This window comes from Nocardioides oleivorans (assembly GCF_004137255.1).
GTDB lineage: Bacteria > Actinomycetota > Actinomycetes > Propionibacteriales > Nocardioidaceae > Nocardioides > Nocardioides oleivorans.
The window spans coordinates 46305-71875 of the sequence record NZ_SDWT01000005.1 but is presented as its reverse complement, the minus strand read 5'-3'; the positions used below and the strand labels follow the sequence as shown (position 1 = coordinate 71875).

General features: G+C 72.6%; 25 protein-coding genes. 15 read left to right on the top strand and 10 right to left on the bottom strand.

The genetic code is table 11. The features are described from left to right. Window positions 1-156: 156 nt before the first annotated feature. Window positions 157-567 (top strand): NUDIX domain-containing protein, encoded by a 411-nt coding sequence (locus EUA93_RS21085; RefSeq protein WP_129402317.1) that lies wholly within the window; start codon window positions 157-159, stop codon window positions 565-567. Between the two features lie 66 nt (window positions 568-633). Here the strand turns inward: EUA93_RS21085 and EUA93_RS21080 are convergent, their stop codons facing one another. After that, a complete protein-coding gene (locus tag EUA93_RS21080; RefSeq protein ID WP_129402316.1) occupies window positions 634-1203 on the bottom strand; it encodes a GrpB family protein in 570 nt (189 codons plus the stop codon). A 171-nt stretch (window positions 1204-1374) separates the two neighbouring features. Between EUA93_RS21080 and EUA93_RS21075 the strand changes: the two genes are divergently transcribed. The 10 genes from EUA93_RS21075 to EUA93_RS21035 all read left to right on the top strand — a co-directional run bounded on the left by EUA93_RS21075 (window position 1375) and on the right by EUA93_RS21035 (window position 12162). Next, entirely contained in the window at window positions 1375-3654 is a 2280-nt protein-coding gene (locus tag EUA93_RS21075; RefSeq protein WP_129402315.1) for an esterase-like activity of phytase family protein, read from the top strand. Window positions 3655-3716: 62 nt separating this feature from the next. Then, the gene (locus EUA93_RS21070; protein ID WP_129402314.1) at window positions 3717-5000 is read left to right on the top strand and encodes an endonuclease/exonuclease/phosphatase family protein; all 1284 of its coding nucleotides are present in this window, start codon (window positions 3717-3719) and stop codon (window positions 4998-5000) included. 128 nt (window positions 5001-5128) lie between these two features. Further along, a complete protein-coding gene (locus EUA93_RS21065; protein WP_129402313.1) occupies window positions 5129-7183 on the top strand; it encodes a PhoX family protein in 2055 nt (684 codons plus the stop codon). A 56-nt stretch (window positions 7184-7239) separates the two neighbouring features. Continuing rightward, window positions 7240-8058, top strand: a complete 819-nt coding sequence (locus tag EUA93_RS21060; RefSeq protein ID WP_129402312.1) for a ceramidase domain-containing protein — start codon at window positions 7240-7242, stop codon at window positions 8056-8058. Window positions 8059-8220: 162 nt separating this feature from the next. Then, a complete protein-coding gene (locus EUA93_RS21055; protein WP_242497564.1) occupies window positions 8221-9108 on the top strand; it encodes a ferritin-like domain-containing protein in 888 nt (295 codons plus the stop codon). Next, on the top strand, window positions 9105-9275 hold the full coding sequence (locus EUA93_RS21715) for a hypothetical protein (protein WP_165355257.1): 171 nt from the start codon (window positions 9105-9107) through the stop codon (window positions 9273-9275). The genes EUA93_RS21055 and EUA93_RS21715 overlap by 4 nt, the downstream gene beginning before the upstream one ends. A gap of 69 nt (window positions 9276-9344) precedes the next feature. Further along, window positions 9345-9701, top strand: a complete 357-nt coding sequence (locus EUA93_RS21050; RefSeq protein ID WP_129402310.1) for a twin-arginine translocase TatA/TatE family subunit — start codon at window positions 9345-9347, stop codon at window positions 9699-9701. Then, window positions 9698-10018: a twin-arginine translocase TatA/TatE family subunit gene (tatA, locus tag EUA93_RS21045; RefSeq protein WP_207208888.1), complete on the top strand. Its 321-nt coding sequence runs from the start codon at window positions 9698-9700 to the stop codon at window positions 10016-10018. Before EUA93_RS21050 ends, tatA begins: the two co-directional genes overlap by 4 nt. Window positions 10019-10031: 13 nt before the next feature. Next, on the top strand, window positions 10032-10862 hold the full coding sequence (tatC, locus tag EUA93_RS21040; protein ID WP_129402309.1) for a twin-arginine translocase subunit TatC: 831 nt from the start codon (window positions 10032-10034) through the stop codon (window positions 10860-10862). Window position 10863: 1 nt separating this feature from the next. Next, window positions 10864-12162 (top strand): Nramp family divalent metal transporter, encoded by a 1299-nt coding sequence (locus EUA93_RS21035; RefSeq protein ID WP_129402308.1) that lies wholly within the window; start codon window positions 10864-10866, stop codon window positions 12160-12162. Window positions 12163-12188: 26 nt separating this feature from the next. On the opposite strand, the gene ctlX is transcribed toward EUA93_RS21035, so the two are convergent. The 4 genes from ctlX to EUA93_RS21015 are packed head-to-tail and all read right to left on the bottom strand — an operon-like array spanning window position 12189 to window position 15094. After that, a complete protein-coding gene (gene ctlX, locus EUA93_RS21030) occupies window positions 12189-13220 on the bottom strand; it encodes a citrulline utilization hydrolase CtlX (RefSeq protein ID WP_129402307.1) in 1032 nt (343 codons plus the stop codon). Between the two features lie 31 nt (window positions 13221-13251). Next, entirely contained in the window at window positions 13252-14337 is a 1086-nt protein-coding gene (locus tag EUA93_RS21025) for a threonine aldolase family protein (RefSeq protein ID WP_129402306.1), read from the bottom strand. 12 nt (window positions 14338-14349) lie between these two features. Beyond that, window positions 14350-14553 carry a hypothetical protein gene (locus EUA93_RS21020; RefSeq protein ID WP_090970132.1) on the bottom strand — a complete coding sequence of 68 codons (204 nt, stop codon included), beginning with the start codon at window positions 14551-14553 and terminating at the stop codon, window positions 14350-14352. A gap of 7 nt (window positions 14554-14560) precedes the next feature. Beyond that, window positions 14561-15094: a 2'-5' RNA ligase family protein gene (locus EUA93_RS21015; protein ID WP_129402305.1), complete on the bottom strand. Its 534-nt coding sequence runs from the start codon at window positions 15092-15094 to the stop codon at window positions 14561-14563. A 65-nt stretch (window positions 15095-15159) separates the two neighbouring features. Here EUA93_RS21015 and cobT point away from each other — a divergent pair, with 65 nt between their 5' ends. Genes cobT through cobU form a run of 3 tightly spaced genes read left to right on the top strand, consistent with a single transcriptional unit; the run spans window position 15160 to window position 17541 of the window. Further along, complete coding sequence (gene cobT / locus EUA93_RS21010) at window positions 15160-16212, top strand: nicotinate-nucleotide--dimethylbenzimidazole phosphoribosyltransferase (protein ID WP_129402304.1); 1053 nt, start codon at window positions 15160-15162, stop codon at window positions 16210-16212. Continuing rightward, window positions 16212-16976, top strand: coding sequence for an adenosylcobinamide-GDP ribazoletransferase (locus EUA93_RS21005; protein WP_129402303.1), 765 nt, complete (start codon window positions 16212-16214; stop codon window positions 16974-16976). Before cobT ends, EUA93_RS21005 begins: the two co-directional genes overlap by 1 nt. A gap of 37 nt (window positions 16977-17013) precedes the next feature. Continuing rightward, the gene (cobU, locus tag EUA93_RS21000) at window positions 17014-17541 is read left to right on the top strand and encodes a bifunctional adenosylcobinamide kinase/adenosylcobinamide-phosphate guanylyltransferase (protein WP_129402302.1); all 528 of its coding nucleotides are present in this window, start codon (window positions 17014-17016) and stop codon (window positions 17539-17541) included. Window positions 17542-17544: 3 nt separating this feature from the next. Here the strand turns inward: cobU and EUA93_RS20995 are convergent, their stop codons facing one another. From EUA93_RS20995 to EUA93_RS20975, 5 genes are read right to left on the bottom strand one after another with little or no spacing between them, the layout of a single operon-like run. Continuing rightward, on the bottom strand, window positions 17545-18279 hold the full coding sequence (locus tag EUA93_RS20995) for a hypothetical protein (protein WP_129402301.1): 735 nt from the start codon (window positions 18277-18279) through the stop codon (window positions 17545-17547). Continuing rightward, entirely contained in the window at window positions 18276-18929 is a 654-nt protein-coding gene (locus tag EUA93_RS20990; RefSeq protein WP_242497563.1) for a SatD family protein, read from the bottom strand. The genes EUA93_RS20995 and EUA93_RS20990 overlap by 4 nt, the downstream gene beginning before the upstream one ends. A 43-nt stretch (window positions 18930-18972) precedes the next feature. Next, window positions 18973-21951: a bifunctional [glutamine synthetase] adenylyltransferase/[glutamine synthetase]-adenylyl-L-tyrosine phosphorylase gene (locus EUA93_RS20985; RefSeq protein ID WP_129402300.1), complete on the bottom strand. Its 2979-nt coding sequence runs from the start codon at window positions 21949-21951 to the stop codon at window positions 18973-18975. After that, a complete protein-coding gene (locus EUA93_RS20980; protein ID WP_165355256.1) occupies window positions 21948-22694 on the bottom strand; it encodes a type 1 glutamine amidotransferase in 747 nt (248 codons plus the stop codon). The genes EUA93_RS20985 and EUA93_RS20980 overlap by 4 nt, the downstream gene beginning before the upstream one ends. Then, window positions 22691-24037 (bottom strand): glutamine synthetase family protein, encoded by a 1347-nt coding sequence (locus tag EUA93_RS20975; protein ID WP_129402298.1) that lies wholly within the window; start codon window positions 24035-24037, stop codon window positions 22691-22693. The genes EUA93_RS20980 and EUA93_RS20975 overlap by 4 nt, the downstream gene beginning before the upstream one ends. 155 nt (window positions 24038-24192) lie before the next feature. Between EUA93_RS20975 and EUA93_RS20970 the strand changes: the two genes are divergently transcribed. Continuing rightward, on the top strand, window positions 24193-25569 hold the full coding sequence (locus EUA93_RS20970) for a M20 family metallopeptidase (protein WP_242497562.1): 1377 nt from the start codon (window positions 24193-24195) through the stop codon (window positions 25567-25569). Window positions 25570-25571 lie beyond the last annotated feature (2 nt).

The window sequence follows — 25571 nt, the reverse complement described above, 5'->3', positions numbered from 1 at the left end:
ACGCCCACTCGAGCCCGAACGACCATGACCCCGCCCCACACCCCGCCAGACACCACGACGGCGGGGCCACAGGCATGTCCGTGCGACGGACGCGACCGCCCTCGACGCAGAAATCGGGGCGTTGACGTAGCCGGGCTGCGACCTAGGTTGGGGCCCATGAGCCAAGCGCCGGACAGGGCAGTCTGCGTCGCGTTTGACGGTGATTCGGTGCTGGTGATCGCGCGCCAGCAAGATGGTCGGGCCTACTGCGTGCTGCCCGGTGGAGGAGTAGAGCCGGGAGAGACACCGGAGGTTGCGGTCCTGCGTGAGCTCGCCGAGGAGACAGGACTGATCGGTACGGTGAAGCGGCTTCTGTGGACGGTCGAGCACCACGATCGACGCGCGCACTACTTCTTGGTCGCTGTCGAACCCGGGTCCCTGGACCTCGGGGGTCCAGAGGCATCGGTCCAATCGTCGATGAATGCCCACACACCCACGTGGTTGCCGTTGGGCTTGCTGGAGGCAGAGGGGTTGCAGCCAGCCTCGATGCGCGAGCGCCTTCGCGCGGTCACGTCCGAAGCCACGTGACCTCTCGGCCACGCGCGCTCGTCGGTGGGCGCAGGACCAGCTCCCGCGATCAGCCGCGCCGAGGCCTCACCCAGCGTGGCCGGCAGCCCGCGCCCGGTCCTTGATCGCGGTGACGACCTCCGTCTTGGCGTCGGCGTAGGCGTTCATGTCGGCCCACTCCTGCTCGAGGAGCGCGCGCTTGGTGCGCACGTAGAGCTCCCGGTCGCCGGCATCGGTGCGCAGGCGGTCGCGGAACAGCAGGTAGTCCTCGGCCAGCGGGTCGCCGGCCTCCATCACGTGGATGTGGGCGTCGAGCGCGGGTGTGCGCACCAGGCGGTGCCCCGGCTCACGGACCCGGAGGTCGTAGCCGGCGGCGACCAGCTGGTCGAGGTAGTCCTCCTCGGCCGTGATGTCCGCGACGGTGATGAGGACGTCGATGATCGGCTTGGCCGCGAGCCCCGGCACCGAGGTGGATCCGATGTGCTCGACCTGGACGGCGGCCGGGCCCAGCGCCGCTCGGATGCGGTGCTCGTGCTCGGCGTACGCCTCGGCCCACCCAGGGTCGTGGTCGGTCAGGTAGAGCTCACGCTTCACGACACCGCCGACGATCTCGACCGTCGTCACGTCGGTTCGGCGGCGCTTCCTCTCGACGGGCACGGGCTCGAGTCTCGCACTTCACCGCGACGCAGCATCGCGTCGCATCCGTGCAGGACCGGAGGTGTCGAGCAGTTCACCCGATGTGCACCCGCAGGCCGCTCGAACCGGAGCCGCGCCGTACCAGAGTGGAACCGCCTCCTGCACGGAACTCGGACCCGAAGGAACACCCCCATGCGCCTGCCCGCTCGACGTACCGCCATCGCGACCGTCGCCGCACTCGCCACCTCGCTCCTCGTCGCCGGCCCCGGCCACGCCGGCGGACGCGGCGGCCCCGACCACCACCACGGCGAGCACCACGGGGGTGGCCACGGACACCACGGCAGCCGCTGGGTCGACACCCCGACGCTGGTCGGCCGCGCCACGATCGACGCCGACCACCTCGCCGAGGGCCCGCCCTCCGGCGCGCAGATGACGCCGGCCAACGGGCGTACCGGCCCGTTCCCCGGTCAGGTCATCCCCGGCTTCTCCGCGATGCTCGACAACGGCGACGGCACGTTCTGGGCGATGCCCGACAACGGCTTCGGCACCAAGGCCAACTCGGCCGACTTCCTGCTGCGGATGTACCTCGTCGAGCCCGACTTCGAGGGCGAGGACGGCGGGGACGGCTCGGTCGAGCTGCCCGAGCACGTCTCGTTCCGCGACCCCGACCACCGGGCCGGCTTCCCGATCGTCAACGAGACCACGGACGAGCGGCTCCTCACCGGCGCCGACTTCGACATCGAGTCGGTCGTCCGGCTGCGCGACGGCAGCTTCATGGTCGGCGAGGAGTTCGGCCCGTTCCTGCTCCACTTCGACCAGGACGGCGTCCTGCTCGACGCGCCCGTGCCGCTCCCGGGCGTCCAGTCGCCGCAGAACCCGTTCCTCGGGTCCGCCCAGCCGACGCTCCCGGCCAGCAAGGGCTTCGAGGCGACGGCGTACGACGGCTCCCGCTACGCCTACCCGATCCTCGAGGGCGCGCTCGTCGCGGAGACCGACCAGCGCGTGCGCTGGATCCACCAGCTCGACACCCGCACGATGCGCTACACCGGCAGGACGTGGTCCTACCGCACGGTGGAGGCCGCCAACCTCGTCGGCGACGCCTTCATGACCGGCCGCGACGAGATGCTCATCCTCGAGCGCGACAACTTCGGCGGCGCCCAGGCGGTCACCAAGCGCATCGTCGAGGTCGACCTGAAGCACACCGAGCCCGGCGGCCACCTCGTCGCCGAGCCGGTCCTCGACCTGCTCAGGATCGCCAACCCCGGCCTCATCGGCGATGGCGACGGCTACGGCACCGGCGAGGACTTCTCGTTCCCGTTCGTCTCCGACGAGACGGTCGTGCAGCTGCGCGACGGCAGCTTCGTCTTCACCAACGACAACAACTACCCCGGTGACGACGCCCGCGTCGACGGCGAGCCCGACGACATCGAGATCATCCACGTCGAGATGCGCAATGAGCGCGTGAGGACCGGCGGCCCGACGGTCTTCGCGCACCGCGGTGCCTCGGGCTACCGCCCCGAGCACACCATCGCCGCCTACGAGCTCGCCGCCCGCCAGTGCGCCGACTTCGTCGAGCCCGACCTGGTCATGACGAAGGACGGCGTGCTGGTCGACCGCCACGAGCCCGAGATCGGCGGCACCACGGACGTCGCCTCGCGGCCCGAGTTCGCTGCCCGCCGCACCACCAAGCAGGTAGACGGTCGCCCGGTCTCCGGCTGGTTCGTCGAGGACTTCACCCTCGCCGAGCTCAAGACGCTGCGCGCCGTCGAGCGACTCCCCCTGCAGCGCGCCGAGAGCAGGACGTACGACGGGCTCTACCAGGTCCCGACGATCGACGAGGTCCTCGCCTTCGCCCGCCGCACCGAGACCTGCGACGGCGAGCCGATCGGCGTGATCCCCGAGATCAAGCACAGCACCTACCTCGCCGACGCCGGTCTGCCCGCCGAGCAGCCGCTGCTCGACGCCTTCGCGCGCAACGGCGTACGTCCCGGTGGCACGCCCGTGGTGATCCAGAGCTTCGAGGTCGGCAACCTGCAGCGCCTCTCGCGGATGACGCGCTTCGACCTGGTCCAGCTGGTCGACTGCTCCGGTGCGCCCTACGACCAGGTCGAGGCGGGCACCGGCGTGACGTACGCCGACCTGGTGACCCGCGCCGGCATGCGCGGTATCGCCCGGTACGCCGACAGCGCGGGGCTGTGCAAGGACCGCATGATCCCCCGCAACGCCGATGGCAGCCTCGCCGCGCCGACCGACGCGATCCGCAACGCCCACCGCGCCGGGCTCACGGTGACCGGCTGGACGTTCCGCCGGGAGAACTCCTTCCTCCCCCTCGAGTTCCGCTCGTCGGCCGACCCGGCCGGTGTCGGCGACCTCGCCGGCGAGATCCGCACGTTCCTCGCCGCGGGGATGGACGACTTCTTCACCGACAACCCCGACATCGGCGCCCAGGTCGCCGACACCTGGAGGTCGTGAGTCGTCGTAGGTTGGCACGGCACCACTCTCGGAACTCTCGGAACTCTCGGAAGGCTCCTCGGATGACATCCCGCCTCACCCGGGCCGCGGTCGCGACCCTCGCCCTGGCCGGGCTCACCGCCCCGGCCCTCGTCCCACCCGCCGTCGCCGGCGGCGACCACGGCGGCGGCCACCACGGCCACCACGGCCACGGCCACGGCGGCCACGGCAGGCAGGAGGTCCGCTTCTCGACCTTCAACGCCTCGCTCAACCGAGCCACCGCCGGCGCCCTGGTCAGCGACCTGTCGACGCCCGGCAACGCCCAGGCCGCGGCGGTCGCGGAGACCATCCAGCGCACCGATCCCGACGTGCTCCTGGTCAACGAGTTCGACTACGTCGCCGACGGCGAGGCGGCCGAGCTGTTCCGCGAGAACTACCTCGAGGTGGGGCACAACGGCGCGGCCCCGGTCGACTACCCGTACTACTACGTCGCCCCGGTCAACACCGGCGTGCCGAGCGGCCTCGACCTCGACAACAACGGCACCGTCGGCGGCGGCAACGACGCCTTCGGCTTCGGAGACTTCCCCGGCCAGTACGGCATGGTCGTCTACTCGAAGTTCCCGATCGACACCGCTCGCGTGCGCACCTTCCAGGACTTCCTCTGGAAGGACATGCCCGGCGCGAAGCTGCCCGACGACCCGGCGACGCCCGCGCCGGCCGACTGGTACTCCCCCGCCGAGCTCGACGTCGTACGCCTGTCGTCGAAGTCCCACTGGGACGTGCCGATCCGCATCGGTCGCCGGACCGTGCACTTCCTGGTCTCGCACCCGACGCCGCCGGTCTTCGACGGTCCCGAGGACCGCAACGGCCTGCGCAACCACGACGAGATCCGGCTGTGGGCCGACTACGTCCGCGACCGCGCCGACTACCTGTACGACGACCAGGGCGAGCGCGGCGGGCTGCGCCGGGGCAGCTCCTTCGTGATCGCCGGCGACCAGAACTCCGACCCGCTCGACGGCGACTCGGTGGCCGGGTCCGCCCAGCAGCTCCTCGACAACCCCGCGATCAACACCCGCGTCACGCCCTCGAGCGACGGCGCGGTCGAGGCCAGCGCGCGCGACGGCGGCGTGAACCTTACCCACCTCGGTGACCCGGCCCTCGACACGGCCGACTTCGCCGAGCCGCCGGGCAACATCCGGGCCGACTACGTCCTCCCGGACCGCGCCACCCGGATCACCGACGCGGGCGTGTTCTGGCCGACCTCGACCGACCCGCTGTTCCGGCTGGTCGGCACCTACCCGTTCCCCGCGAGCGACCACCGTCTCGTCTGGATCGACGTCGAGCTCGCGCGAGCACACCGGCACTGATCCCGCAGCAGCTTCGCGAGATGGACGGCCGGTGTTCACCGGCCGTCCATCGTCGCTCTTCCGGCCCGGTCAGCCGGGTGAGCAGGGTCAGGGGGTCAGATCCCCGTCTCGAGAAAGTCCCCCCAGACATGACCTCTCGCACGAGCCTCCCGCTGCTCCCGATGGCCGGCCGCACCCACGGCAACCGCAGCGCGGTCACCTGCCACCTCCGCTGTGGCGACGCCTGCTTCGTCGCCGCGCCGAACACCACCGAGACCTCCTACTTCCGTGACGTCGCCGCCCAGGCGCTGAGCCGGCGCACCGTCGTCGGCACCGGTGCCGCGGCCGCCGCCCTCGGCGTCGTACCGGCGTTCCCCGCGGCCGCGGAGCCCGGTGGCGGGCACGGACACGGGCACGGACCGGGCGGCGGTCACCACCACGGCGACCTGGCCTTCACCGCGATCGCACCGGCAGCCACCACCGTCGACAGCATGACCGTCCCCGTCGGCTACCGCTGGGACCCGATCCTGCGCTGGGGCGACCCGATCCTGCGGGGCGCGCCCGCCTTCGACGGCGCGCGCCAGTCGCCGGAGGCGCAGGCCGGCCAGTTCGGCTACAACAACGACTACCTCGACATCATCGAGACCAACCGCTCCGGCACCAGCGCCCTGCTCGTGTGCAACCACGAGTACACCAACGAGAACATCATGTTCCCGCCCGGCACCGACCCCGAGACCGTGATCCGCACCGCCTGGGCCGCGCACGGGATGTCAGTCGTCGAGCTCAGGCGCCGCCGGCGCGGGGAGAGGTGGACCTACGTCCCCGGTGCCCGCCTCAACCGCCGCATCACGCTCGACACGCCGTTCGCCCTCGACGGCCCGGCCGCCGGGTCCGACCTGCTCAAGACGGTCGAGGACCCGACCGGTCGCACCGTCCGGGGCACGATGAACAACTGCTCCGGCGGCACGACGCCGTGGGGCACGGTGCTGTCCGGCGAGGAGAACTTCAACCAGTACTTCCGCGCCACCGGCACCGACCCGAAGGAGGCGCGCTACGGCCTCGCCTCCACCCAGGACACCCGCAACTGGCGCTCGGTCGACCCGCGCTGGGACGCAACCCAGGACGGCTACCGCAACGAGCCGAACCGGTTCGGCTGGATCGTCGAGGTCGACCCGTCCGACCCGCGCTCGACCCCCGTCAAGCACACCGCGATGGGCCGCTTCAAGCACGAGGGCGCCAACGTCGTCGTCAACCGTGACGGCCACGTGGTCGCCTACATGGGCGACGACGAGCGCTTCGACTACCTCTACCGGTTCGTCTCGAAGGACCGGGTGTACGGCGGTCATGGCTGGAAGGACGGTCACCACCGTCGTCACGGCAGCCGGCGCTCCCCGCTCAGCGAGGGCGACCTGTCGGTGGCGCGCTTCACCGGCGACGGGCTCGAGGACGGGGTCAGCGACGGCACCGGCGAGTGGATCCCGCTCACCCGCGACGGCCGGTCGATGGTGCCCGGCTTCACGCTCGAGGAGGTCCTCGTCTACACGCGCCTGGCCGCCGACGCCGTGATGCCGACCAGGATGGACCGCCCCGAGGACGTGCAGCCGAGCACCCACAACGGCCGCATCTACGTCGCGTGCACCAACAACACCGACCGCGGCAAGGTCGGCAAGGAGGGCCCGACCGAGCCCAACCCGCGCGCGGCCAACAAGGACGGGCACATCGTCGAGATCAGCCCGACGTCGGGCGACCACACGTCGGCCACCTTCTCCTGGAACCTGCTGCTGATCTGCGGCGACGCGGCCTCGGCCGGGACCTACTTCGGCGGGTGGACCGGGCCGGTGTCGCCGATCTCGTGCCCCGACAACGTCGCCTTCGACAGCGTCGGCAACCTGTGGATCTCCACCGACGGGCAGCCGAGCGCGATCAAGCTCAGCGACGGCCTGTTCAAGGTGCCGGTCGAGGGCCCCGAGCGCGGTCGCGTGCAGCAGTTCCTCGCGGTGCCCTCGGGCGCGGAGACCTGCGGCCCCGTGATCCACGACCGCGACCAGTCGGTGTTCGTCGCGGTGCAGCACCCCGGCGAGGACGGCTCGTGGGACGCGCCGCAGTCGCGCTTCCCGGACTTCGTGCCTGCCGGCGGCACCGCCGGCCCCGGCCAGTTCGCCGGCCCGCGCCCCACCGTCGTACAGGTGACGCGCAGCCGCTGACCCTCTCCATGGCGTGGTCGGACCCGGCCACCCGACCCGTGTGGTCTGATCACGCCATGGAGCACCGCGCCGGCCGGCCGGGCGTCGGCGATCCCGGCGCCCTCGCCATCGCTGCCGCGGTCGCCGTCGTCTCGACGGGGCTGCTGGTGGTCGCGGTCGGGCAGGGCTGGCTCGGCCCGGACGTGGGCCGCGGCGCGAACTTCTGCGAGGCGGCGCGCGACGGGTTCGTCCGGCAGCCGGCGAACACGTTCTCCAACGCCGGCTTCGTCCTCGCCGGGCTGCTCATCGCGGTCCGTGCCGGCCGCAGCCGCCCGGACGCGGTGATGTCACCCACCGCGGCGACGTTCCTCGCCTGCGTGGTGGTGCTGCTCGGGCCCGGATCGGCCGCGATGCACGCCACGCAGAGCGCGTGGGGCGGACACCTCGACATGCTGAGCATGTACCTCGTGGCCGGCTTCGCCGCCGCGTGGGCGTGGGTCCGCTGGACCCGTCGCGGGACCGCGGCCTTCGTGACGGCGTACGTCGTCTGCGTGGCGGCCTGCGAGGTGGTGGGGCTGTGGCCCGACCCGGTCCCCGTCGTGCACTACTCCGGCAACCTCGCCTTCGGCGTCCTGCTGGTCGCCGCCGTCGTGCTCGAGACACGGCTGTGGCGACGCGGCGCGACGACGCTGGTGTTCGGTCACGGCGTCGTCTCGCTCACGGCGATGCTCGTCGCCTTCACCATCTGGCTGCTGACCAACGCCGGCATGTGCGACCCCCACTCGTGGCTCCAGGGCCACGCCGTGTGGCACCTGCTGTGCGCGGTGGCGGCGTACTGGCTCTACCGGATGTACGAGTCCGAACGGCGCGTCGTGCGCCCACCCGCCGGGGTGTAGTCCGAGAAGTCGTCCAATCCGGCACGACGCCTCGCCCCGAATGCCCTGCGTCACACCAGCCGGGCCTCAGTCCCGGCGGGCCGTCGGAGGCTCGACGACCTTGAAACGTACGGCGAACACCCCCAAGGAGTGCGCATGTTCGGCAAGGCAGTAGTCACAGACATGATCAACCGGAGCGCGGAGAACGAGACCGACCGCCGCCTCTTCCTCAAGTCGGCCGGTGTCGCCGGCCTCGGCGTCGTCGGCGCCGGAGCCCTCGGTGGGGCCGCCAACGCCGCCCCCAGCGGCGTCAGCGACGGCGCGGTCCTCAACTTCGCCCTCAACCTCGAGTACCTGGAGGCGGAGTTCTACCAGTACGCCGCGTTCGGCAAGGGCCTCGACGACAAGCTCACCTCGGGCAAGGGCAAGAAGGGTGGCGTGAAGGGCGGCCGCCAGGTGGCCTTCGCCACCCCGGCGATCCGCAAGTACGCCGAGGAGATCGCCACGGACGAGCTCGACCACGTCGCGTTCCTGCGCAAGGCGCTCGGTGGCGCCAAGGTCGCGCGTCCGGCCATCAACATCCAGGAGAGCTTCACCGCTGCGGCCACCGCCGCCGGCCTGATCCAGCCCGGCCAGACCTTCGACCCGTACGCCAACGAGGACAACTTCCTCCTCGCGGCCTTCGTGTTCGAGGACGTGGGCGTCACGGCCTACAAGGGCGCAGCGCCGCTCATCACCAACAAGACCTACCTGGAGGCTGCTGCCGGCATCCTGGCCGTCGAGGCCTACCACGCCGGCATCGTGCGCAGCGCGCTCTACTCCAAGGGTCTGCAGGACGCCGCGCAGGCCATCTCCAAGGCCCGCGACAGCCTCGACGGCAAGGGCAAGAAGGACCAGGGCATCGGCTCCGCCGCCGGCGCCGCCAACCTGGTCCCGACCGACAAGAACGGCATCGCCTACAGCCGTACGCCCGGCCAGGTCCTCAACGTGGTCTACCTCAACCCGAAGTCCGTCACCAAGGGTGGCTTCTTCCCGAGGGGCGTCAACGGCGCCGTGAACAAGAGCGCGTGATCCACGTGCCCGCGATCGAGATCATCGGTCTGATCGTGCTCGGCCTCGTGGTGCTCCGCGCCACGTGGCTGGTCGCCCACCCCGCCGTGCACCACGCCGTCCTGCGGCCCGCCCACTGGGCGACCCGGGTCGACCGCGCGATGCACACCGCACAGCACCGGGCCTGACCGCTCCTGGTGGCCCGGACGTCGTCACCGGCGTCCGGGCCACCCCGGAGCTCCCGAGAGGAGATCCCCATGTTCGGAATCGGACTGCCCGAGCTCGCACTCATCGCCTTCTTCGGCGTCGTGCTCATGGGCCCGGACAAGCTTCCCGGGCTGGCCAAGCAGCTGGCCCAGGGCCTCAAGGCCGCCAAGCGCATGGGTGACTCCGTGCGCGACGACCTCCGCACGTCGCTCGGCGACGACTACGCCGACCTCGAGCTCCGTGACCTCAACCCGCGCGAGATGGTGCGGCGCCAGGTCCAGGAGATCCTCGCCGAACGCGACGAGGCCGAGGACGACACGGACGACGACGAGGACGAGTACGACCACGACTACGACGTCGACCCCATCACCACCCCCGCAGCATCACCCGAGAGGAAGACAGCATGACTTCCACCATCACTCCCCTGCTCATCGGCGGACTGGGCGGCATGGAGCTGTTCATCATCCTGGCCGTCCTGGTCCTGCTCTTCGGGGCCTCCAAGCTCCCCGAGCTGGCCCGCGGCAGCGGCCAGGCGCTGAAGATCTTCAAGGCCGAGACCAAGGGCCTCATCGACAGCGACGACGAGAAGGACAAGCGCACGGCGAGCGCCCCGACGACCGTCAGGACGACGGACGTTCCCGCCGCCGACCAGGCCACGTCGCAGCCCGTCTCCCAGCCCATCGTCGTCGAGACCCCGCGCGAGCACGACGCTCCGCGCGCCTGACGGGAGACGACCCATGTCGATCGCCACTGCTGTCAACGTGCTGCGGGTCGCCCCCAGCCGACCGGGCTCGACGCCCGGCAGCATGTCGCTGGCCGACCACCTCCGCGAGGCGAGGGCCCGGCTCATCCGCTCCGCCCTCGTCCTCGTGGTGGCGTTCTTCGTCGCCCTCCCCTTCTACGACCAGCTGCTCGACCTCGTCCTGGGCCCGTACAACCAGGCCCAGGCCCTGGTCGGGGCGGAGACCGTCAGCACGGCGTACGTCGCCGGCGCCACCGGGCCGCTCATGCTCAACCTCAAGCTCTGCGGGACCGCGGCCGTCGTCGCGGCCAGCCCCTACTGGCTCTGGCAGGTGTGGTCGTTCGTCGTCCCCGGCCTGCTCGCTCGGGAGAAGCGCTGGTCGAAGGTCTTCGCCGCGATCGCCGGACCGCTCTTCATCTCCGGCGTGGCGCTCGGCTACTACGTCCTGCCGAAGGGCCTCGGCGTGCTGATCGGGTTCACGCCCGACGGCATGGAGAACCTCGTCGAGTTCGGCGACTACTTCTCCTTCTTCAGCCGCATGCTGCTGGTCTTCGGCATCGCCGTCGAGATCCCGTTCTTCCTGGTCCTGCTCAACCTGGCCGGTGTCGTCACCGGCGCCCAGCTGGGCCGGCACCGCTCGATCATCTTGATGTCGGCGGTCGTCTTCGCCGCGGTCGCGACCCCCTCCACCGACCCGTTCTCGATGCTGATGCTCGCCATCCCGATGATGGTGCTCTTCATCCTGGCCGAGGTCATCACCCGCCTGATCGACCGTCGACGCGCCAGCCGCGCGCTCGCACAGGTCGCCCCGTGGACCGAGGACTGACATGTTCCAGACCAGGCGCTACGCCGCCCCGCCCACGCGTCGTACGACGTCCGACGCCGCCACCGCGGTGCTCGACCGGCCCGCCCCGGTCCCGGGCATCCGCGGTCGGCTCCGCCGGATGTGGCCGCTCCTCGGTCCCGCCTTCGTCACCGCCGTGGCCTACGTCGACCCCGGCAACTTCGCCACCAACATCTCGGCCGGTTCGGCCTACGGCTACCTGCTGGTGTGGGTCGTCGTCGTCAGCAACATCATGGCGATGCTCATCCAGTACCTCTCCGCCAAGGCCGGCGTCGCCACCGGGCTGAGCCTGCCGGCGCTGTGCCGGGAGTACCTGCCGCGCAGGGTCGCCAACGGCCTGTGGGGCCAGGCCGAGCTGGTCGCGATCGCCACCGACCTCGCCGAGATCGTCGGCGGGGCGCTGGCCCTCAAGCTGCTCTTCGACCTGCCCCTGATCGTGGGCGGCACCATCACCGCGGTCGTGTCGTTCGCCGTGCTGGGGCTCAAGGGCAAGAGCCACCGGCACTTCGAGACCGTCATCGTCGGCCTGCTCGGCGTGATCCTCGTCGGCTTCGTGTACGACGTCGCGATCAGCGGTGTCGACTCGATGGCCGTCCTCGACGGCACGCTCCCCCGCTTCGCCGGCATGGACAGCGTGATGCTGGCCGCCGGCATGCTCGGCGCGACCGTGATGCCGCACGCCATCTACCTCCACAGCGCCCTCACCAGCGAGCGCCTGCACGCCCGGACCGAGCCGGAGCGGGTCACGGTCATGCGCAGCCAGCGCGTCGACGTCATCGTCGCGATGACCGTCGCCGGACTGATGAACCTCTCGCTGCTGCTCGTCGCCGCCTCGGCCCTCTCGGGTCAGGGCATCGACACCATCGAGGGCGCCCACGCCGGGCTCGGCGACTCGCTCGGCACCGGTGCGGCCCTGCTGTTCGCGCTCGGCTTGCTCGCCTCGGGCTTCGCCTCGAGCAGCGTGGGCACCCTGTCGGGCCAGGTGATCATGGAGGGCTTCATCCGCCGCCGGATCCCCGTCACCGTGCGCCGACTGATCACCCTCGTCCCCGCCCTGGTGATCCTGGCGATCGGCGTCGACCCCACGGCCGCCCTGGTCGGCTCGCAGGTCGTGCTGTCCTTCGGCATCCCGTTCGCGCTCGTCCCGCTCGTGTGGTTCACCGCACGCAAGGACGTGATGGGCTCCCTGGTGAACCGCAAGGTCACCACCGCAGCGGGCATCCTGGTCGCCGCGGCGATCATCGCTCTCAACGCCGTGCTGCTCGTGCAGCTGGCGAGCTGAGGCGTCTGACCCGTCGAGGGGGCGGGTCAGGCGTAGTCCTTGGCCACGAAGCGACCGTCGGGCGTGACCGGGTTGTCCTCGTTGATCGCGACCACGTTCTCACCCGGCTCGGGCAGCTCCTCGGGCCGGTGGTCGAGGTGCACGCCGGCGATCATGCAGCGCACCGAGCCGCCGGCGAGCTCGACCGTCGGGATCTCGACGGCGACGATCTCGCACGACTCCTCGATCGCGGCCACCTGCTCCGGGCGCAGCGAGCGCTTCGCCCGGGCCGACATGGCCATCACGTAGCGGCGCCTGCCCTCCGGCGTACGACCGCAGAGCTCGACGGCGTTGCCGGCGAACTCGCGGATCTGCTCCTCGGTGAGCTCCACGATCGTGCGGCCGGTGACGGCGAGGCGCTCGCGGACCTGCTCGCGTCGGGCCTCGTCGCGGATCATCTCGAGCGCGATCATCGCGACGTCCGTGCCGATGCAGGCGATCACGTTGGTGTGGTAGACCGGCACGCCGTCGGCGTCGAACGCGTCGAAGGCCATCGGCTCGTAGTTGAAGTCGGTGCAGAAGCGCTCGAGCACGGCGATGTCGGCGCGGTGGCTGCGCGCGGTGTAGGCCACCCGGGAGACGTGGTCGAGCACCATCGCACCGGTGCCCTCGAGGAAGATCCCGTCGGGCTCGAGGCCGGAGTAGTCGACGATCGCCTGGACGCGGTACTCCGACTTGAGCATCTCCAGCACGTCAGCGCGACGCTCGTGGCGCCGGTTGGAGGCGTACATCGGGTAGACCGCCACCGTGCCGCCCGCGTGGGTGGAGACCCAGTTGTTGGGGAAGACGCTGTCGGGGCGGGTGTGGTCGTCGTCCTCGAAGACGTGGACCCGTACGCCGACCGCGCGGAGGGCGGCCGCGAGGGCGTCCATCTCCGCCAGGGCGTGCGCCGACGTGGTGTCGTCGCTCTGGCCGGACGGGGCGTCGGCCTGGAAGGCGTTGTCCGCGGCCGTCGCCGGGTTGGGGACGAAGCTCGACGCGCGGATCAGGATGACAGCGGAAGGGGCCTGGGCACTCACGGGAGGAATGTAGGCCACCGACCGCCCGGCGTCAGATCCCGACGGCTGCGGCCAGCAGGGCGGCGACCTCGACCGGATCGTGGCGGGTCGCCGCGTCGTAGCAGGTCAGCTCGGTCTCGACCCATCCCGGGACGTCGGCCCGGCGCCACATGCCCGACGGCATCGTGCCGTGCTCGGCGGCATGGGTGATCAGCCGTTCGTTGACCTCGTCGGGCGTGCCGGGCGCGTAGGCGAGGAAGGTCGGGACGTGCGGCACCTCGGGAAACGTGCGGATGCCGTGCTCGTCGAGCGCTGCCGCGAGCTCGATGGCCCAGGCTCGGTAGGCACCGAAGCGCGGCAGGTGCTCGCGCAGCCCGATCAGGCCGCCGACCGCAGCCGCGGTCATCGAGAAGATCGTGCCGCCCATCCGCTGCCGCCAGGAGCGGAGCTCGCCGGCGAGGTCCTCGGGGCACACGACGAGGGCGCCGCTCGTGGAGCCGAGGCCCTTGTAGAGCGAGACGTACATCGAGTCGAAGAGGTCCGCCGCCTCGGCCAGCGTGCGGTCCCAGTGGGGCACCGACTCCCAGATCCGGGCGCCGTCGGCGTGCAGGGGCACGCCCCGCTCCCGGGCGGCGGTCGACAGCGCGACCAGCTCGTCCCACGTCGGGAGCAGGCAGCCGGCGTCGCGCAGCGGGAGCTCGACCATCGCCGCGCCCAGGCGTCCCCCGACCCCGGCCAGCGCCTCGGCCGTCGGGGTCTCGCGACCCGTGGTCAGCCACTCGAGCTCCAGGCCGAGCACGCGCCGGGGTCCGTCCTGCTCGTGGTGCACCAGGTGGGAGAGGTCGGGCAGCGCCACCCGGCGCGAGCCGGACCGGTCGCACCACGCGCGCAGCGTGGCCTGCTGCGCCATCACCCCGCTCGGGAAGAACACCGCCGCGGGCTTGCCCAGCAGCGCGGCGACCTCGTCCTCGAGCTGCGCGACGGCGCCGCGCTCGCCGTAGACGTCGCGCTCGACACCGTGCTCCTCGGCGAAGGCCGCGAGCTCACGGAAGGTCTCCGCGGGCGAGGCGGGCGCCCGCCAGAAAATCGCCTCGGCAGAGGCCGCCGCTGCGCGGAACCGGTCGGCGAGGTCGCTCATGCCGGGGCCGGGTCAGGCCTGGCGCTTGAACCAGTAGGTCGTCTCGACGCCGGGCATCACCTGCACCAGCTCCCAGCCGTTGACGCCGAGCGAGGTGAGGAGGTCCTCCCACGACTCGGTGCCCTCGACGAGCGCCTCCGGGTCCGCGTTGTAGCCGCCGACCTCCACGTTGCCCTGGTCGTCGACAGTGATCTCGAGGTGTGCCCATGCAGCCATGGCGCGATCATGGCACAGCGGTCCCCAGCTCCCACTCGTGCAGGACCCGGCAGGCTCCCGACTCCCACCACGCGAGCTGCAGCCGGTCGAGCAGCACGACGACGGGTACGACGTCTCCCAGCAGCGCCACGGTCGAGGCGAGGTCGACGTCGCCGGAGGCCGCGTCGAGCGTCAGGTGGGGCTGCACGTCGTCGCCGAACCGACCGTCGTACGGCGGCCACGCGGGGAACGCGGCCACCAGCCGCGCGGTCAGGTCGCGCAGGGCCGCGTCGGGGTCGGGGACGAGGTGGATGATCCCGTTCGGGAACCGGGCGACGTCGGCCAGCCTGGTCCGCACCGGCACGGTGGCGGCGGCGATCGACGAGACGGTCGCGAGCACCTCGGCCGACGGGTCGGGGTCGAACGGCCCGAGCGCCGTGACGTGCGCGTGCCCGAAGCGCGGGTCGGCGGACACGAAGCCACCGTCGTAGTGGGCGTGCCGGACGCGCACCCACTCCTCGAGCGCCGGCACGGGCAGCTGGAGGACGGAGTGGCCGGACACGTCGCAAGACTCGCAGGTCAGGACCCGTTCCGGAGGCCCGGGCGTGGCCCTAGGCTGGCCCGGCCATGGACACTCAGCCGGATGACATCTCGCGCATTGCGCCTCCCTCCCCCGCCGTCGCCGCGCTCGCCCACGAGCGCCTGGCCGGCCTGGCCACTCCCCCCGGCGCGCTCGGTCGCCTCGGGGAGATCGGCGCCTGGCTCGCGGCCGTCCAGGGCGAGGTGCCGCCGCGCCCGCTCGACGACGTACGCCTCGTGGTGTTCGCCGGTGACCACGGCGTCGCCGCGCACGGGGTGTCGGCCTACCCCGCCGCGATCACCGAGGCGATGGTCCGCACGATCGTCGCCGGCAAGGCGGGAGTGACGGCGCTGGCGCAGGCGCACGGCGTCTCCGTGACCGTGCTCGACGTGGCCGTCGACGCCGACCTGTCGGACCTGCCCGCCGAGGTGACCGCGCGCAAGGTCCGCCGCGGGTCGGGCGCCATCCACGTCGAGGACGCGCTGTCCCGCGACGAGGTCGAGGCCTCCCTCGCACTCGGTGCGGCGGTGGCCGGCGAGCTCGTCGACGACGGCGCCCAGCTCCTGATGACCGGCGACCTCGGCATCGGCAACACCACCCCCGCCGCCGCGCTGGTCGCGGCCGTGCTCGGCCTCCCGGCCGACGAGGTGACCGGCCGTGGCACCGGCATCGACGACGACGGGTGGAACCGCAAGCGCGACGTCATCGCCACCGCGCTCCAGCGCGTCGAGGGCCGCACCGACGACCCGGTCGACGTGCTGGCCGCGCTCGGCAGCGCCGACCTCGCGGCGGCAGTCGGCTTCCTCGTCGAGTCGTCGCGCCGTGGCGTGCCCGTCGTCCTCGACGGCCTCATGTCGCTCGCGTGCGCCGTCGTCGCGCAGGCCATCGCCCCGGGCGCGGCCGCCTGGTGGGTGGCCGGCCACCGGTCGACCGAGCCCGCCCAGGCCCATGCGCTGAAGTCGCTCGACCTCGAGCCGCTGCTCGACCTGGGCATGCGCCTCGGTGAGGGCTCCGGTGCCGTCGCGGCGCTCCCGGTGCTGCGCTCCGGCGTCGCCGTGCTCCGCGACGTGGCCCTGCTGTCGGAGATCATGCCGTCCTGATGCTCGTCCGCGACGCGTGGCTCCTGGCCACCGGCACCCTGACCGCGTTCCGGGTCCCGATGCCGTCGCGCGTCGACCGGTCGGTCGCCGGGCTGGCGATGGCGCTGGCACCGGTCGCCGCGCTGCCGCTCGGGGTGGTCGCGGCGCTGGTCGTGCTGGTCGGCGATCGGGTCGACCTTCCACCCCTCGCGACGGCGTACGTCGTGGTGCTCGCTCTCGCGCTCGGCACCCGTGCCTTCCACTGGGACGGCCTCGCCGACACCGCCGACGGGCTCACCGCGTCGTACACCCGCGAGCGCTCGCTCGAGGTGATGCGCACCGGGCCGGTCGGCCCCGCCGGGGTCGTCGCGGTCGTGCTCGTCGCGAGCCTGCAGGCAGCCGGGCTCACCGCTGTCGTCCGGCACGAGCACGCGTGGCTCGCCGTCGGGCTCCTGGCCTGCGCCTCGCGCGCCTGCCTCGCCGTCGCCTGTGTCCGGGGCGTGCCCGCGGCCCGGGCCGACGGGCTGGGCGCGACGCACATCGGCGCCGTGCCCGTCGCCGCGGCCCTCGCCTCCCTCCTCGTCGCCACCCTCGCCGCGGCGTTCGCCGGCGACGCGCTGGGCTCGGCCTGGTCGACGGTCGCGGGCCTCGTGCTGATGGTGGCTGCGGTCGTCGCGCTGCTCCTGCGGTGCGTGCGTCGACTCGGCGGGATCACCGGCGACGTGCTGGGCGCGGCGGTCGAGGTGTCGTTCGCCGTGCTCGTCCTGGCCGCGTCGACGGTCTGAGGCGTCAGGGAATCCCTGCTCTGGAAGGATGCCCGCCATGCGGATCCTGGTCACGGGCGGCGTTCGGTCCGGCAAGTCGAGCCATGCCGAGGCACTCCTCGGCGACGAGCCCGCGACCTACGTCGCGGCCGGACCGTCGCCCGACGTGGAGACCGATCCCGACTGGGCCGCCCGGATCGACGCGCACCGCTCGCGCCGGCCCGGCTCGTGGACGACGCTGGAGTCGCGCGACCTCGCCGGCGCGATCCGCTCGTCCGAGGTGCCCGTGCTGATCGACTGCCTCGGCACCTGGCTCACCGCCGTCGTCGACGAGGCCGGCGCCTGGGAGGCCGAGAACGACGCCGCGCTCGGACTCGTCGTCGCGCGCGCGGACGAGGTCGTCGACGCCCTGCAGGCCTGCGAGCAGGACGTCGTGCTGGTGACCAACGAGGTCGGTCTCGGCGTGGTGCCCGAGCACCGCTCCGGCCGGCTCTTCCGCGACCTCCTCGGCACCGTCAACCAGCGCGTCGCCGCAGCCTGCGACGAGGTGCACCTCGTGGTCGCCGGCCGCGTGCTCCGCCTCTGAGGCTCACACCAGCAGCACGAACGACCCGAGCGCGACGAGCCAGGAGACGAACGAGCCGAGCAGGAAGTACTCCGTCATCTCGTGGACCTGCTGCTGCTCGTGGCGCGAGGACAGCTCGGGGAAGCGCAGCAGGCCCTTGGCCGCGACGACCACGCTGGCCGCGGTGACCTGCCCGCCGAGGGCGAGCGCGAGGATGAAGACGCGCTCGAGCGGGCCGAGCAGGCGACCGCCCTTGAGCTGGGTGGGCGGGAGCGCGCCGTTGGCGAGCGGGTGGATCGTGCCGGTGGACTTGAGCACCAGCCGGACCAGGACGTTGCCGGTGGAGAGCTGGACGGCGAAGGCGCCCAGGAGCAGCAGGAACCGGTCGGGGTCCGTCCCGGCGAGCGCCGGCAGCGACACCGACCCCAACCAGCGTCCGAGGGGGCCGGACGCCTGACCGGCGAGCCCGGAGCACCCGACCGCGGCGACCAGCGAGACGACGAGGACGACCAGGGGCAGCCAGGCAGCCTTCTGGCCGGGGTGGCCGAAGCCCCAGGTCACTGTCCGGCCCCAGAGCAGGACCAGCGCGGCGATCACCAGCAGGGCCACGACGTCGCGACCGGACCCCAGCCCCGCCAGCAGGCCGACCAGGAGCACGACGAGGGCACCCACGCACTCGGGCAGGTACCGGGTGCGGCGCACCGAGTGGGTCAGGTCGGCGACCGCGAACCCGATCAGCAGGATCCCGATCCAGCTCATGCCACGCCTCCTCTCAGCAGCTCGTCGGCAGCCAGCAGCACCCCGAGCCCGTCGGCCCGGATCCGCTGCGACACCGCCGACGGGCTGATGCCCAGCTCGTCGGCGACCTCCTGCTGCTGGCGTCCCCCCAGCAGACCACCCAGCACCGACAGCGACCGCTCCGACAGGCCGCTGACGACCTGGTCCCGCGTCATCAGGGCCGCGTTGATCGTCGCGGCGTCCGGCCCCGGCTCGTCGTCGGCGGCGACGTACGCCGTGCGCACCGCCCGCAGCGCCGCCTTGCGCTCGTAGCCCTCGACCGCCTCGATCGCGGAGCGGGCCGCCCACCACCCGGGGCCGTCCTCGACGCGCGGCTCCTCGGCCAGCACCTGCACCTGCCCCCACCCGATGCCCTGGCGCACGTCGACCTCCGGCAGCAGCGCCAGCCGCAGCCGCAGGGTCGCCGCGATCGCCGAGCCCAGGCTCGCGAAGATGCCCTGGAACTCGTCGCCGACCCCGATGCGCAGCGGCACCAGCGGCGCGAACTCGGCGTTCACGTCGGCGACGGCCCGCGCGAAGCGGGCGTGGACCGCCGCGCGGTCCGCGCTGCGCCGTGAGCCGACCAGGTCGCCGATGACCGTCACTGAAGCGTCGGACTTCATGTCACTCATCTGAAGATGATAACTTCTTCTGACTCAGATGAATACATGATCTTCACTCCCAGAACACGCGCTCCACGATCGCATGGGCCCGCCGGGTGGTGCGCAGGTAGTCGTTGACCATCTGGTCCGAGGAGCCCTGCGGGTAGCCGAGCACCCCCGCCACCGCCGCGCGCTCCGTCGCGTCGCGGGGCAGCTGGTCGGACGGCTTGCCCCGCACCAGCGTGACCGCGTTGCGCACCCGGCTCACCAGGCGCCAGGCCTCGGCGAGCGTCGCGGCGTCGTCCGCGGCGATCAGGCCGGCCTCCGCCGCGGCGGACAGCGCGGGGAGCGTCTGCGGCGTGCGCAACTCCTCGACGGTGCCCGCGTGCCGCATCTGCAGCAGCTGGACGGTCCACTCCACGTCGGCCAGGCCGCCGCGCCCGAGCTTCAGGTGGGTGTGCCGGTCGGCGCCCCGCGGCAGCCGCTCGTCGTCGACGCGCGCCTTGATCCGGCGCACCTCGACCACGTCGGCCTCGGAGATGCCGTGCGTGGGGAACCGCAACGGGTCGATGAGCTCGGTGAAGCGTCGCCGGACCTGCTCGTCGCCGGCGACCGCGTCCGCACGCAGCAGCGCCTGGAACTCCCACACGTGCGACCACTTGGCGTAGTAGGCGGCGTAGGACTCGACGGTGCGCACCATCGGGCCGTTCCTGCCCTCGGGCCGCAGGTCCGCGTCGACCTCGAGCGGCGGATCACTGGCCGGCAGCGACAGCAGCCGCCGCAGCTCGGAGACGACGGCCTGCGCGAAGGACCCGGCCACCTGCGCCTCGGCGCCCTCGACCGGGTCGTGCACGAACATCACGTCGGCGTCGCTGCCGTAGGACAGCTCGAAGCCGCCGTAGCGACCCATCGCGATCACCGCGATCCGGGTGGGTACGACGTCGAGGTCCCGCTGGCGGCGCACGGCCTCCGTCGCGATGTCCAAGGTGGCCTGCAGCGTCGCGTCGGTGAGCCGGCTCAGGCCCTGCCCGACCACCGCGACGTCGGTGCCCGCCACCAGGTCGCCGCACGCGATCCGCAGCAGCTCGCGCCGGCGTACGGCACGCACGGCGACCACCGCAGCCTCCGCGCTCCCGGCGCGCTCGGCGAGCGCCTGCATCTCGGCGAGGGCGGCCTCGGCGCTGAGCGGCACCAGGGACTCCCCCAGCATCTTCACGCCCTGCGGCTCGCGCTCGAGGAGGTCGGTGGCGTAGCGCGAGGTGCCGAGCACGTGGGCCAGGCGCTGGGCGACCTCACCCTCGTCGCGGAGCATCGTGAGGTACCACGGTGAGCGGCCCAGGCTCTCGCTGATCCTCCGGAAGCCGAACAGCCCGGCGTCCGGGTCGGGCGAGTCGGCGAACCACTCGAGCAGCACCGGCAGCAGGGTCCGCTGGATGTCGGAGGTGCGCGACACCCCGCTCGTCAGCGCCTCGAGGTGGCGCAGCGCCGCCTTCGGGTCGGCGTACCCGAGGGCGGAGAGCCGCGCCTCGGCGGCCTTCAGCGAGAGGCGCGCCTCGGTGCCGGGCAGCCGCGCGACGGCGCCCAGGAGCGGGCGGTAGAACAGCTTCTCGTGCAGCCGGCGCACCTCGCGCCGGTGGTAGCGCCACTCCTTGTCGAGGGTGACCGCCGGCTCGGAGAGGTGGCCGATCGACCGACCCAGCCGTCGCAGCGACGCCTCGTCGTCGGGCAGCACGTGGGTCCGGCGGAGCTGGTAGAGCTGGATCCGGTGCTCGAGGGTGCGGAGGAAGGCGTAGGCCTCGTGCAGCCGCTCGCCGTCGTCGCGACCGACGTAGCCGCCGTCGGTGAGCCGGGCGAGGGCGCTCAGCGTGGCGCCGTCGCGCAGCGACGGGTCGGCCCGCCCGTGCACCAGCTGGAGCAGCTGGACGGCGAACTCGACGTCGCGCAGCCCGCCCGACCCGAGCTTGAGCTGGCGCTCGGCCTCGTGCGCGGGGATGTGCTCGACGACCCGACGACGCATCGCCTGGACCTCGGTGACGAACCCGTCGCGCTCCGCGGCGCTCCACACCATCGGCGCGATCATCTCGACGTAGTCGCGGCCCAGGGCCAGGTCGCCGGCGACCGGGCGCGCCTTGAGCAGCGCCTGGAACTCCCAGGTCTTGGCCCACTTCTCGTAGTAGCCCCGGTGGCTCGCGAGCGTGCGCACCAGTGGCCCCTGGCTGCCCTCGGGCCGCAGGTTGGCGTCGACCGGCCAGATCGTGCCCTCGCGCGTGTGGTCGGAGCAGATCCGCATCAGGTGCGAGGCGAGCTGGGTGGCGGCGCGCATCGCGACGCCGTCGTCCGCGCCGGGGGCGGTCTCGTAGACGTAGACGACGTCGACGTCGGAGATGTAGTTGAGCTCGTGCCCGCCGCACTTGCCCATCGCGATCACGGAGAGGCGTACGGCGTGCGCGTCCGCCCCGACGCGGGCGCGGGCGATCGCCAGCGCGCCCTCCAGGGTGGCGGCGGCGAGGTCGGAGATCTCCGCGGCCGCGTCGTCGAGACCGACGTGGTGGGCGAGGTCGCGCGCAGCCAGGCGCAGCAGGATGCGGCGGTACTCCACGCGCAGCGCGTCGACGGCCCCCGCGTCGGGCAACCCGGCGACCGGCTCGGCGGCGTGGGGGTCGGCACCCACGGCGGTCAGCACCGACTCGCGCACGGCGTAGGCCGCGGCCCGGGTGCTGCCCAGCGTCGGGTCGGTCAGCTCGCGCCAGTGGTCGGGGTGCCGGACCAGGTGGTGGGTCAGCGCGGCGCTCGCCCCCAGGACGCTGCACAGCCGCATCGCGGTGCCCTCGTCGTCGGCCACCTCGGCGAACATCGCCGCGCCGGATCCCGGGGCGCCCTCGTCGAGCGCCTCGCCCAGCCGGAGCAGTCCGTCGAGGGCCGCGTCGGGGTCAGCCGTCACGGCGAGCTTGTCGGTCAGCGGCCTGCCGGCCGTGCCGAGGCGCTCGATCCCGCGGGCGGCCGCCGCGCCGTCGACGAAGCCGAGACGCACGAAGGAGCCCGCCGAGGTCATGCGTGCGCCCCCTCGCGCGTGCCGGCCGCCACCACGGCGGCGAAGCGCACGGCCACCGGCTGCCACCACGACGTCAGGGCCGGCGCCGCCGCCCGGATCGCGGCGAGCACGGCGTCGGGGTCGTGGCCACGCCCACCCCCGGCCTCGGTGTCGCCCTCGGAGGAGAGCCAGCGCTCGATGATCGCGGTGTCGGCCTCGGGATGCGCCTGGATGCCCCACGCACGCGGACCGAAGCGGGCCGCCTGCACCTGGCCGTCGGGCGTGCGCGCCAGCACGACGGCGCCGTCGGGGAGCCGCACCGCGACGTCGTTGTTCCAGTGGATGGCCTGCTCGCCGCCCACGTGCTCGCCGACCAGGTCGTCTGTGGCGGCCGCTGCGGTCCAGCCGACCGGCTGCAGCCCGACCGTCTGCCCGCGCGGGTTGCGCGCGACCGCGCCGCCGAGGGCGACCGCGATCAGCTGGTGGCCCAGGCAGATCCCGAGGAGCGGGGTGCCGGCGGCGACCGCGTCGCGGATGCCCGAGCGGAGCGGGGGCAGCCAGGCGTGGGCGTCGTCGTCGTTCGCACCCATCTCACCGCCGAGGACCACCACGCCGTCGTACGACGTCAGGGCGGGCAGCGCGTCGCCGGCGTAGGGGCGGCACACCTCGATCGTGCAGCCGGCCCGGGTCAGCCACTCCCCGACCAGCGCCGGCGGGCACGAGTCCTCGTGCTCGACCGCGAGGAGGTGCGGGGCCGGCCTCACAGGACCGGCAGCATCCGGTCCCGCTCGAAGGCGGAGACCTGCCCGCGGTACTCCTCCCACTCGGCGCGCTTGTTGCGCAGGAAGAAGTCGAAGACGTGCTCGCCGAGCGTCTCGGCGAGGAGCTCGGAGTCCTCGGCGATGCCGATCGCGTCCCAGAGGCTCCTCGGGAGCGGGGTGATGCCCAGCGCCCGGCGCTCGCGCTCGGTGAGGGACCAGACGTCGTCCTCGGCCTCGCGCGGCAGCTCGTAGCCCTCCTCGATGCCCTTCATGCCGGCCGCGAGGACCACCGCGAAGGCGAGGTAGGGGTTGCAGGCGGCGTCGATCGTGCGCAGCTCGACGCGGGTGGACTGGCCCTTGTTGGGCTTGTACATCGGCACCCGGACCATCGCCGAGCGGTTGTTGTGGCCCCAGCACACGCCCGACGGGGCCTCGCCGCCGCCGAGGAGGCGCTTGTAGGAGTTGACCCACTGGTTGGTCACCACGCTGATCTCGCTGGCGTGGCGCAGGATGCCGGCGATGAACTGGCGTCCGGTCCTCGACAGCTGGTACTCGGCACCGGCCTCGAAGAAGGCGTTGCGATCACCCTCGAAGAGCGAGACGTGCGTGTGCATGCCGGAGCCCGGGTGGGTGGTGAACGGCTTCGGCATGAACGAGGCCCAGATGTCCTGGCCCAGCGCGACCTCGCGGATGACCGTGCGGAAGGTCATGATGTTGTCGGCGGTGGTGAGGGCGTCGGCGTAGCGGAGGTCGATCTCCTGCTGGCCGGGACCGCCCTCGTGGTGGCTGAACTCGACCGAGATGCCCATCGCCTCGAGCATCGTGATCGCCTCGCGCCGGAAGTCGGCGCCACGCGACTGGGCGGTGTGGTCGAAGAAGCCGCTGCGGTCGACCGGCTGCGGCTCGTCACCCTTCCCGGGCATGTCCTTGAAGAGGTAGAACTCGATCTCGGGGTGGGTGTAGAAGGTGAAGCCCTTGTCGGCGGCCGCACCCAGCGTGCGCTTGAGGACGTGGCGCGGGTCGGCGTAGGACGGGCTGCCGTCGGGCATCCCGATGTCGCAGAACATGCGCGCCGTCGCCGGTCCCCCGTCGTCGCCACCGCGCCACGGCAGGATCTGGAACGTCGAGGCGTCGGGGTGGGCGAGCATGTCGGCCTCGTAGACACGGGCGAAGCCCTCGATCGCCGAGCCGTCGAAGCCGATGCCCTCGTCGAAGGCGTTCTCCAGCTCCGCCGGCGCGACACTCACGCTCTTGAGGAAGCCGAGCACGTCGGTGAACCACAGCCGCACGAATCGGACGTCGCGCTCCTCGAGCGCCCGGATCACGAAGTCCTCTTGCTTGCCCATGGCACCAGCCTAGGGGTCGCTCCCGGCCGACCGCCGCCGCCTCCGCTGGTTGAGCAGCGAGCGCAGCGAGCGTGTCGAAACCCCGGGCGCTGCTAGCGTCGAACGACCAGCCGCCCGACTCGGGCCCGCCACAACGGGAAGAGGGAAGCTGCACGATGAACCACCCCCGGCACGACCACCAGCACGAGCACGAGCACGACCACCGGGACCTGTCCGCACCCGTCCCACCGGACGGGTTCCTGCTCGGCCACCTGGCCGAGGAGACCCGGCGCCTCGCCCGCACGGCTCGCGCGCCGGAGGCCACCACCGCCGGCGCCGACCCCGACGTCCTCGACGCGCTCCGTGCGGCCGTCGACGAGCTCGCACCGACGCTCCTCGCCGCCAGCCACGACCTGTCCGAGCACCCCGAGGTCTCCTTCGAGGAGCACCGCTCCGCGGCCGCGCTCGCCGACCTCGTCGAGGCGCGCGGGATCGACGTGGTCCGCGGTGCCCACGGGCTCGCGACCGGGCTGCGCGCCGAGGTCGGCGACCCCGACGGACCGACCATCGCCGTGCTCTCGGAGTACGACGCGCTGCCCGGCATCGGGCACGGCTGCGGCCACAACGTCATCGCCACCGCAGGGCTGGGCGCGTTCCTCGCGCTGGCCTCGCTCGGGGAGCGGCTGCCGGGTCGCGTCGTGTGGCTCGGTACGCCGGCGGAGGAGGGCGGTGGCGGCAAGGAACTGATGGCCGCGGAGGGCGCCTTCGACGGCGTCGACGCCGCCCTGATGGTCCACCCCTTCACCTACGACATCGCCGACCCGCTCTTCCTCGGCCGCCGCCAGCTGCGCGCGACCTTCACCGGGGTCACCTCCCACGCCTCGGCGCAGCCGTTCATGGGCCGCAACGCGCTTGACGCGGTCAACCTGATGTACACCGGCGTCGGGCTGCACCGCCAGCAGATGCCGTCCACCGACCGGGTGCACGGCGTCGTGACCGCCGGTGGCGAGCGGCCCAACGTCATCCCCGAGCACGCCGAGATGCTCTTCTACCTGCGCAGCGAGCTCCCCGAGAGCCTCGCCGTGCTCAGCACGCGGCTCGCCGACATCGCCCGGGGCGCCGCCCTGATGACCGGCTGCGGCGTGGAGCTCACCTGGGACGAGGCCCCGCCCTACCTGCCCGTGCGCGGCAACGGCCCGCTGGCGGCGGCCTGGACCTCCCGCTACGGCGAGCGCGGCCGCACGGTCCTGCCGCCCGACGTGGTGCCGCGGATGTTCGCCGGCTCCACCGACTTCGGCAACGTGTCCTACCGGATGCCCGGGGTGCACGCGATGGTCAAGATCACCGAGGACGACCTGTCGCTGCACACCCGGGAGTTCGCCGACGCCGCGGTCACCGAGGAGGCCGACCGGGTCGTCGTGGACTCGGCGTGGGCTCTCGCCGCGGTCAGCGCCGACTGGCTCAGCGACCCCGGGCTGCGCGAGGCCGCCGCGGCGGACTTCGAGGACGCCGGCGGTGCCGTCGACGTGCCGTCCTACTTCGGGGAGGGCTGAGG

Coding starts and splice junctions, on each gene's coding strand:
- EUA93_RS21025 (WP_129402306.1), bottom strand. CDS start 14,337: ATGAGCGACCTCGCCGACCGGTTCCGCGCAGCGGCGGCCTCTGCCGAG.
- EUA93_RS20990 (WP_242497563.1), bottom strand. CDS start 18,929: ATGAGTGACATGAAGTCCGACGCTTCAGTGACGGTCATCGGCGACCTG.
- EUA93_RS21055 (WP_242497564.1), top strand. CDS start 8,221: ATGATCAACCGGAGCGCGGAGAACGAGACCGACCGCCGCCTCTTCCTC.
- cobU (WP_129402302.1), top strand. CDS start 17,014: ATGCGGATCCTGGTCACGGGCGGCGTTCGGTCCGGCAAGTCGAGCCAT.
- tatC (WP_129402309.1), top strand. CDS start 10,032: ATGTCGATCGCCACTGCTGTCAACGTGCTGCGGGTCGCCCCCAGCCGA.
- EUA93_RS20975 (WP_129402298.1), bottom strand. CDS start 24,037: ATGGGCAAGCAAGAGGACTTCGTGATCCGGGCGCTCGAGGAGCGCGAC.
- EUA93_RS21070 (WP_129402314.1), top strand. CDS start 3,717: ATGACATCCCGCCTCACCCGGGCCGCGGTCGCGACCCTCGCCCTGGCC.
- EUA93_RS21035 (WP_129402308.1), top strand. CDS start 10,864: ATGTTCCAGACCAGGCGCTACGCCGCCCCGCCCACGCGTCGTACGACG.
- EUA93_RS21020 (WP_090970132.1), bottom strand. CDS start 14,553: ATGGCTGCATGGGCACACCTCGAGATCACTGTCGACGACCAGGGCAAC.
- EUA93_RS20970 (WP_242497562.1), top strand. CDS start 24,193: ATGAACCACCCCCGGCACGACCACCAGCACGAGCACGAGCACGACCAC.
- EUA93_RS21050 (WP_129402310.1), top strand. CDS start 9,345: ATGTTCGGAATCGGACTGCCCGAGCTCGCACTCATCGCCTTCTTCGGC.
- EUA93_RS20985 (WP_129402300.1), bottom strand. CDS start 21,951: ATGACCTCGGCGGGCTCCTTCGTGCGTCTCGGCTTCGTCGACGGCGCG.
- EUA93_RS21005 (WP_129402303.1), top strand. CDS start 16,212: ATGCTCGTCCGCGACGCGTGGCTCCTGGCCACCGGCACCCTGACCGCG.
- EUA93_RS21075 (WP_129402315.1), top strand. CDS start 1,375: ATGCGCCTGCCCGCTCGACGTACCGCCATCGCGACCGTCGCCGCACTC.
- cobT (WP_129402304.1), top strand. CDS start 15,160: ATGGACACTCAGCCGGATGACATCTCGCGCATTGCGCCTCCCTCCCCC.
- EUA93_RS20995 (WP_129402301.1), bottom strand. CDS start 18,279: ATGAGCTGGATCGGGATCCTGCTGATCGGGTTCGCGGTCGCCGACCTG.
- EUA93_RS21085 (WP_129402317.1), top strand. CDS start 157: ATGAGCCAAGCGCCGGACAGGGCAGTCTGCGTCGCGTTTGACGGTGAT.
- EUA93_RS21060 (WP_129402312.1), top strand. CDS start 7,240: ATGGAGCACCGCGCCGGCCGGCCGGGCGTCGGCGATCCCGGCGCCCTC.
- EUA93_RS21065 (WP_129402313.1), top strand. CDS start 5,129: ATGACCTCTCGCACGAGCCTCCCGCTGCTCCCGATGGCCGGCCGCACC.
- tatA (WP_207208888.1), top strand. CDS start 9,698: ATGACTTCCACCATCACTCCCCTGCTCATCGGCGGACTGGGCGGCATG.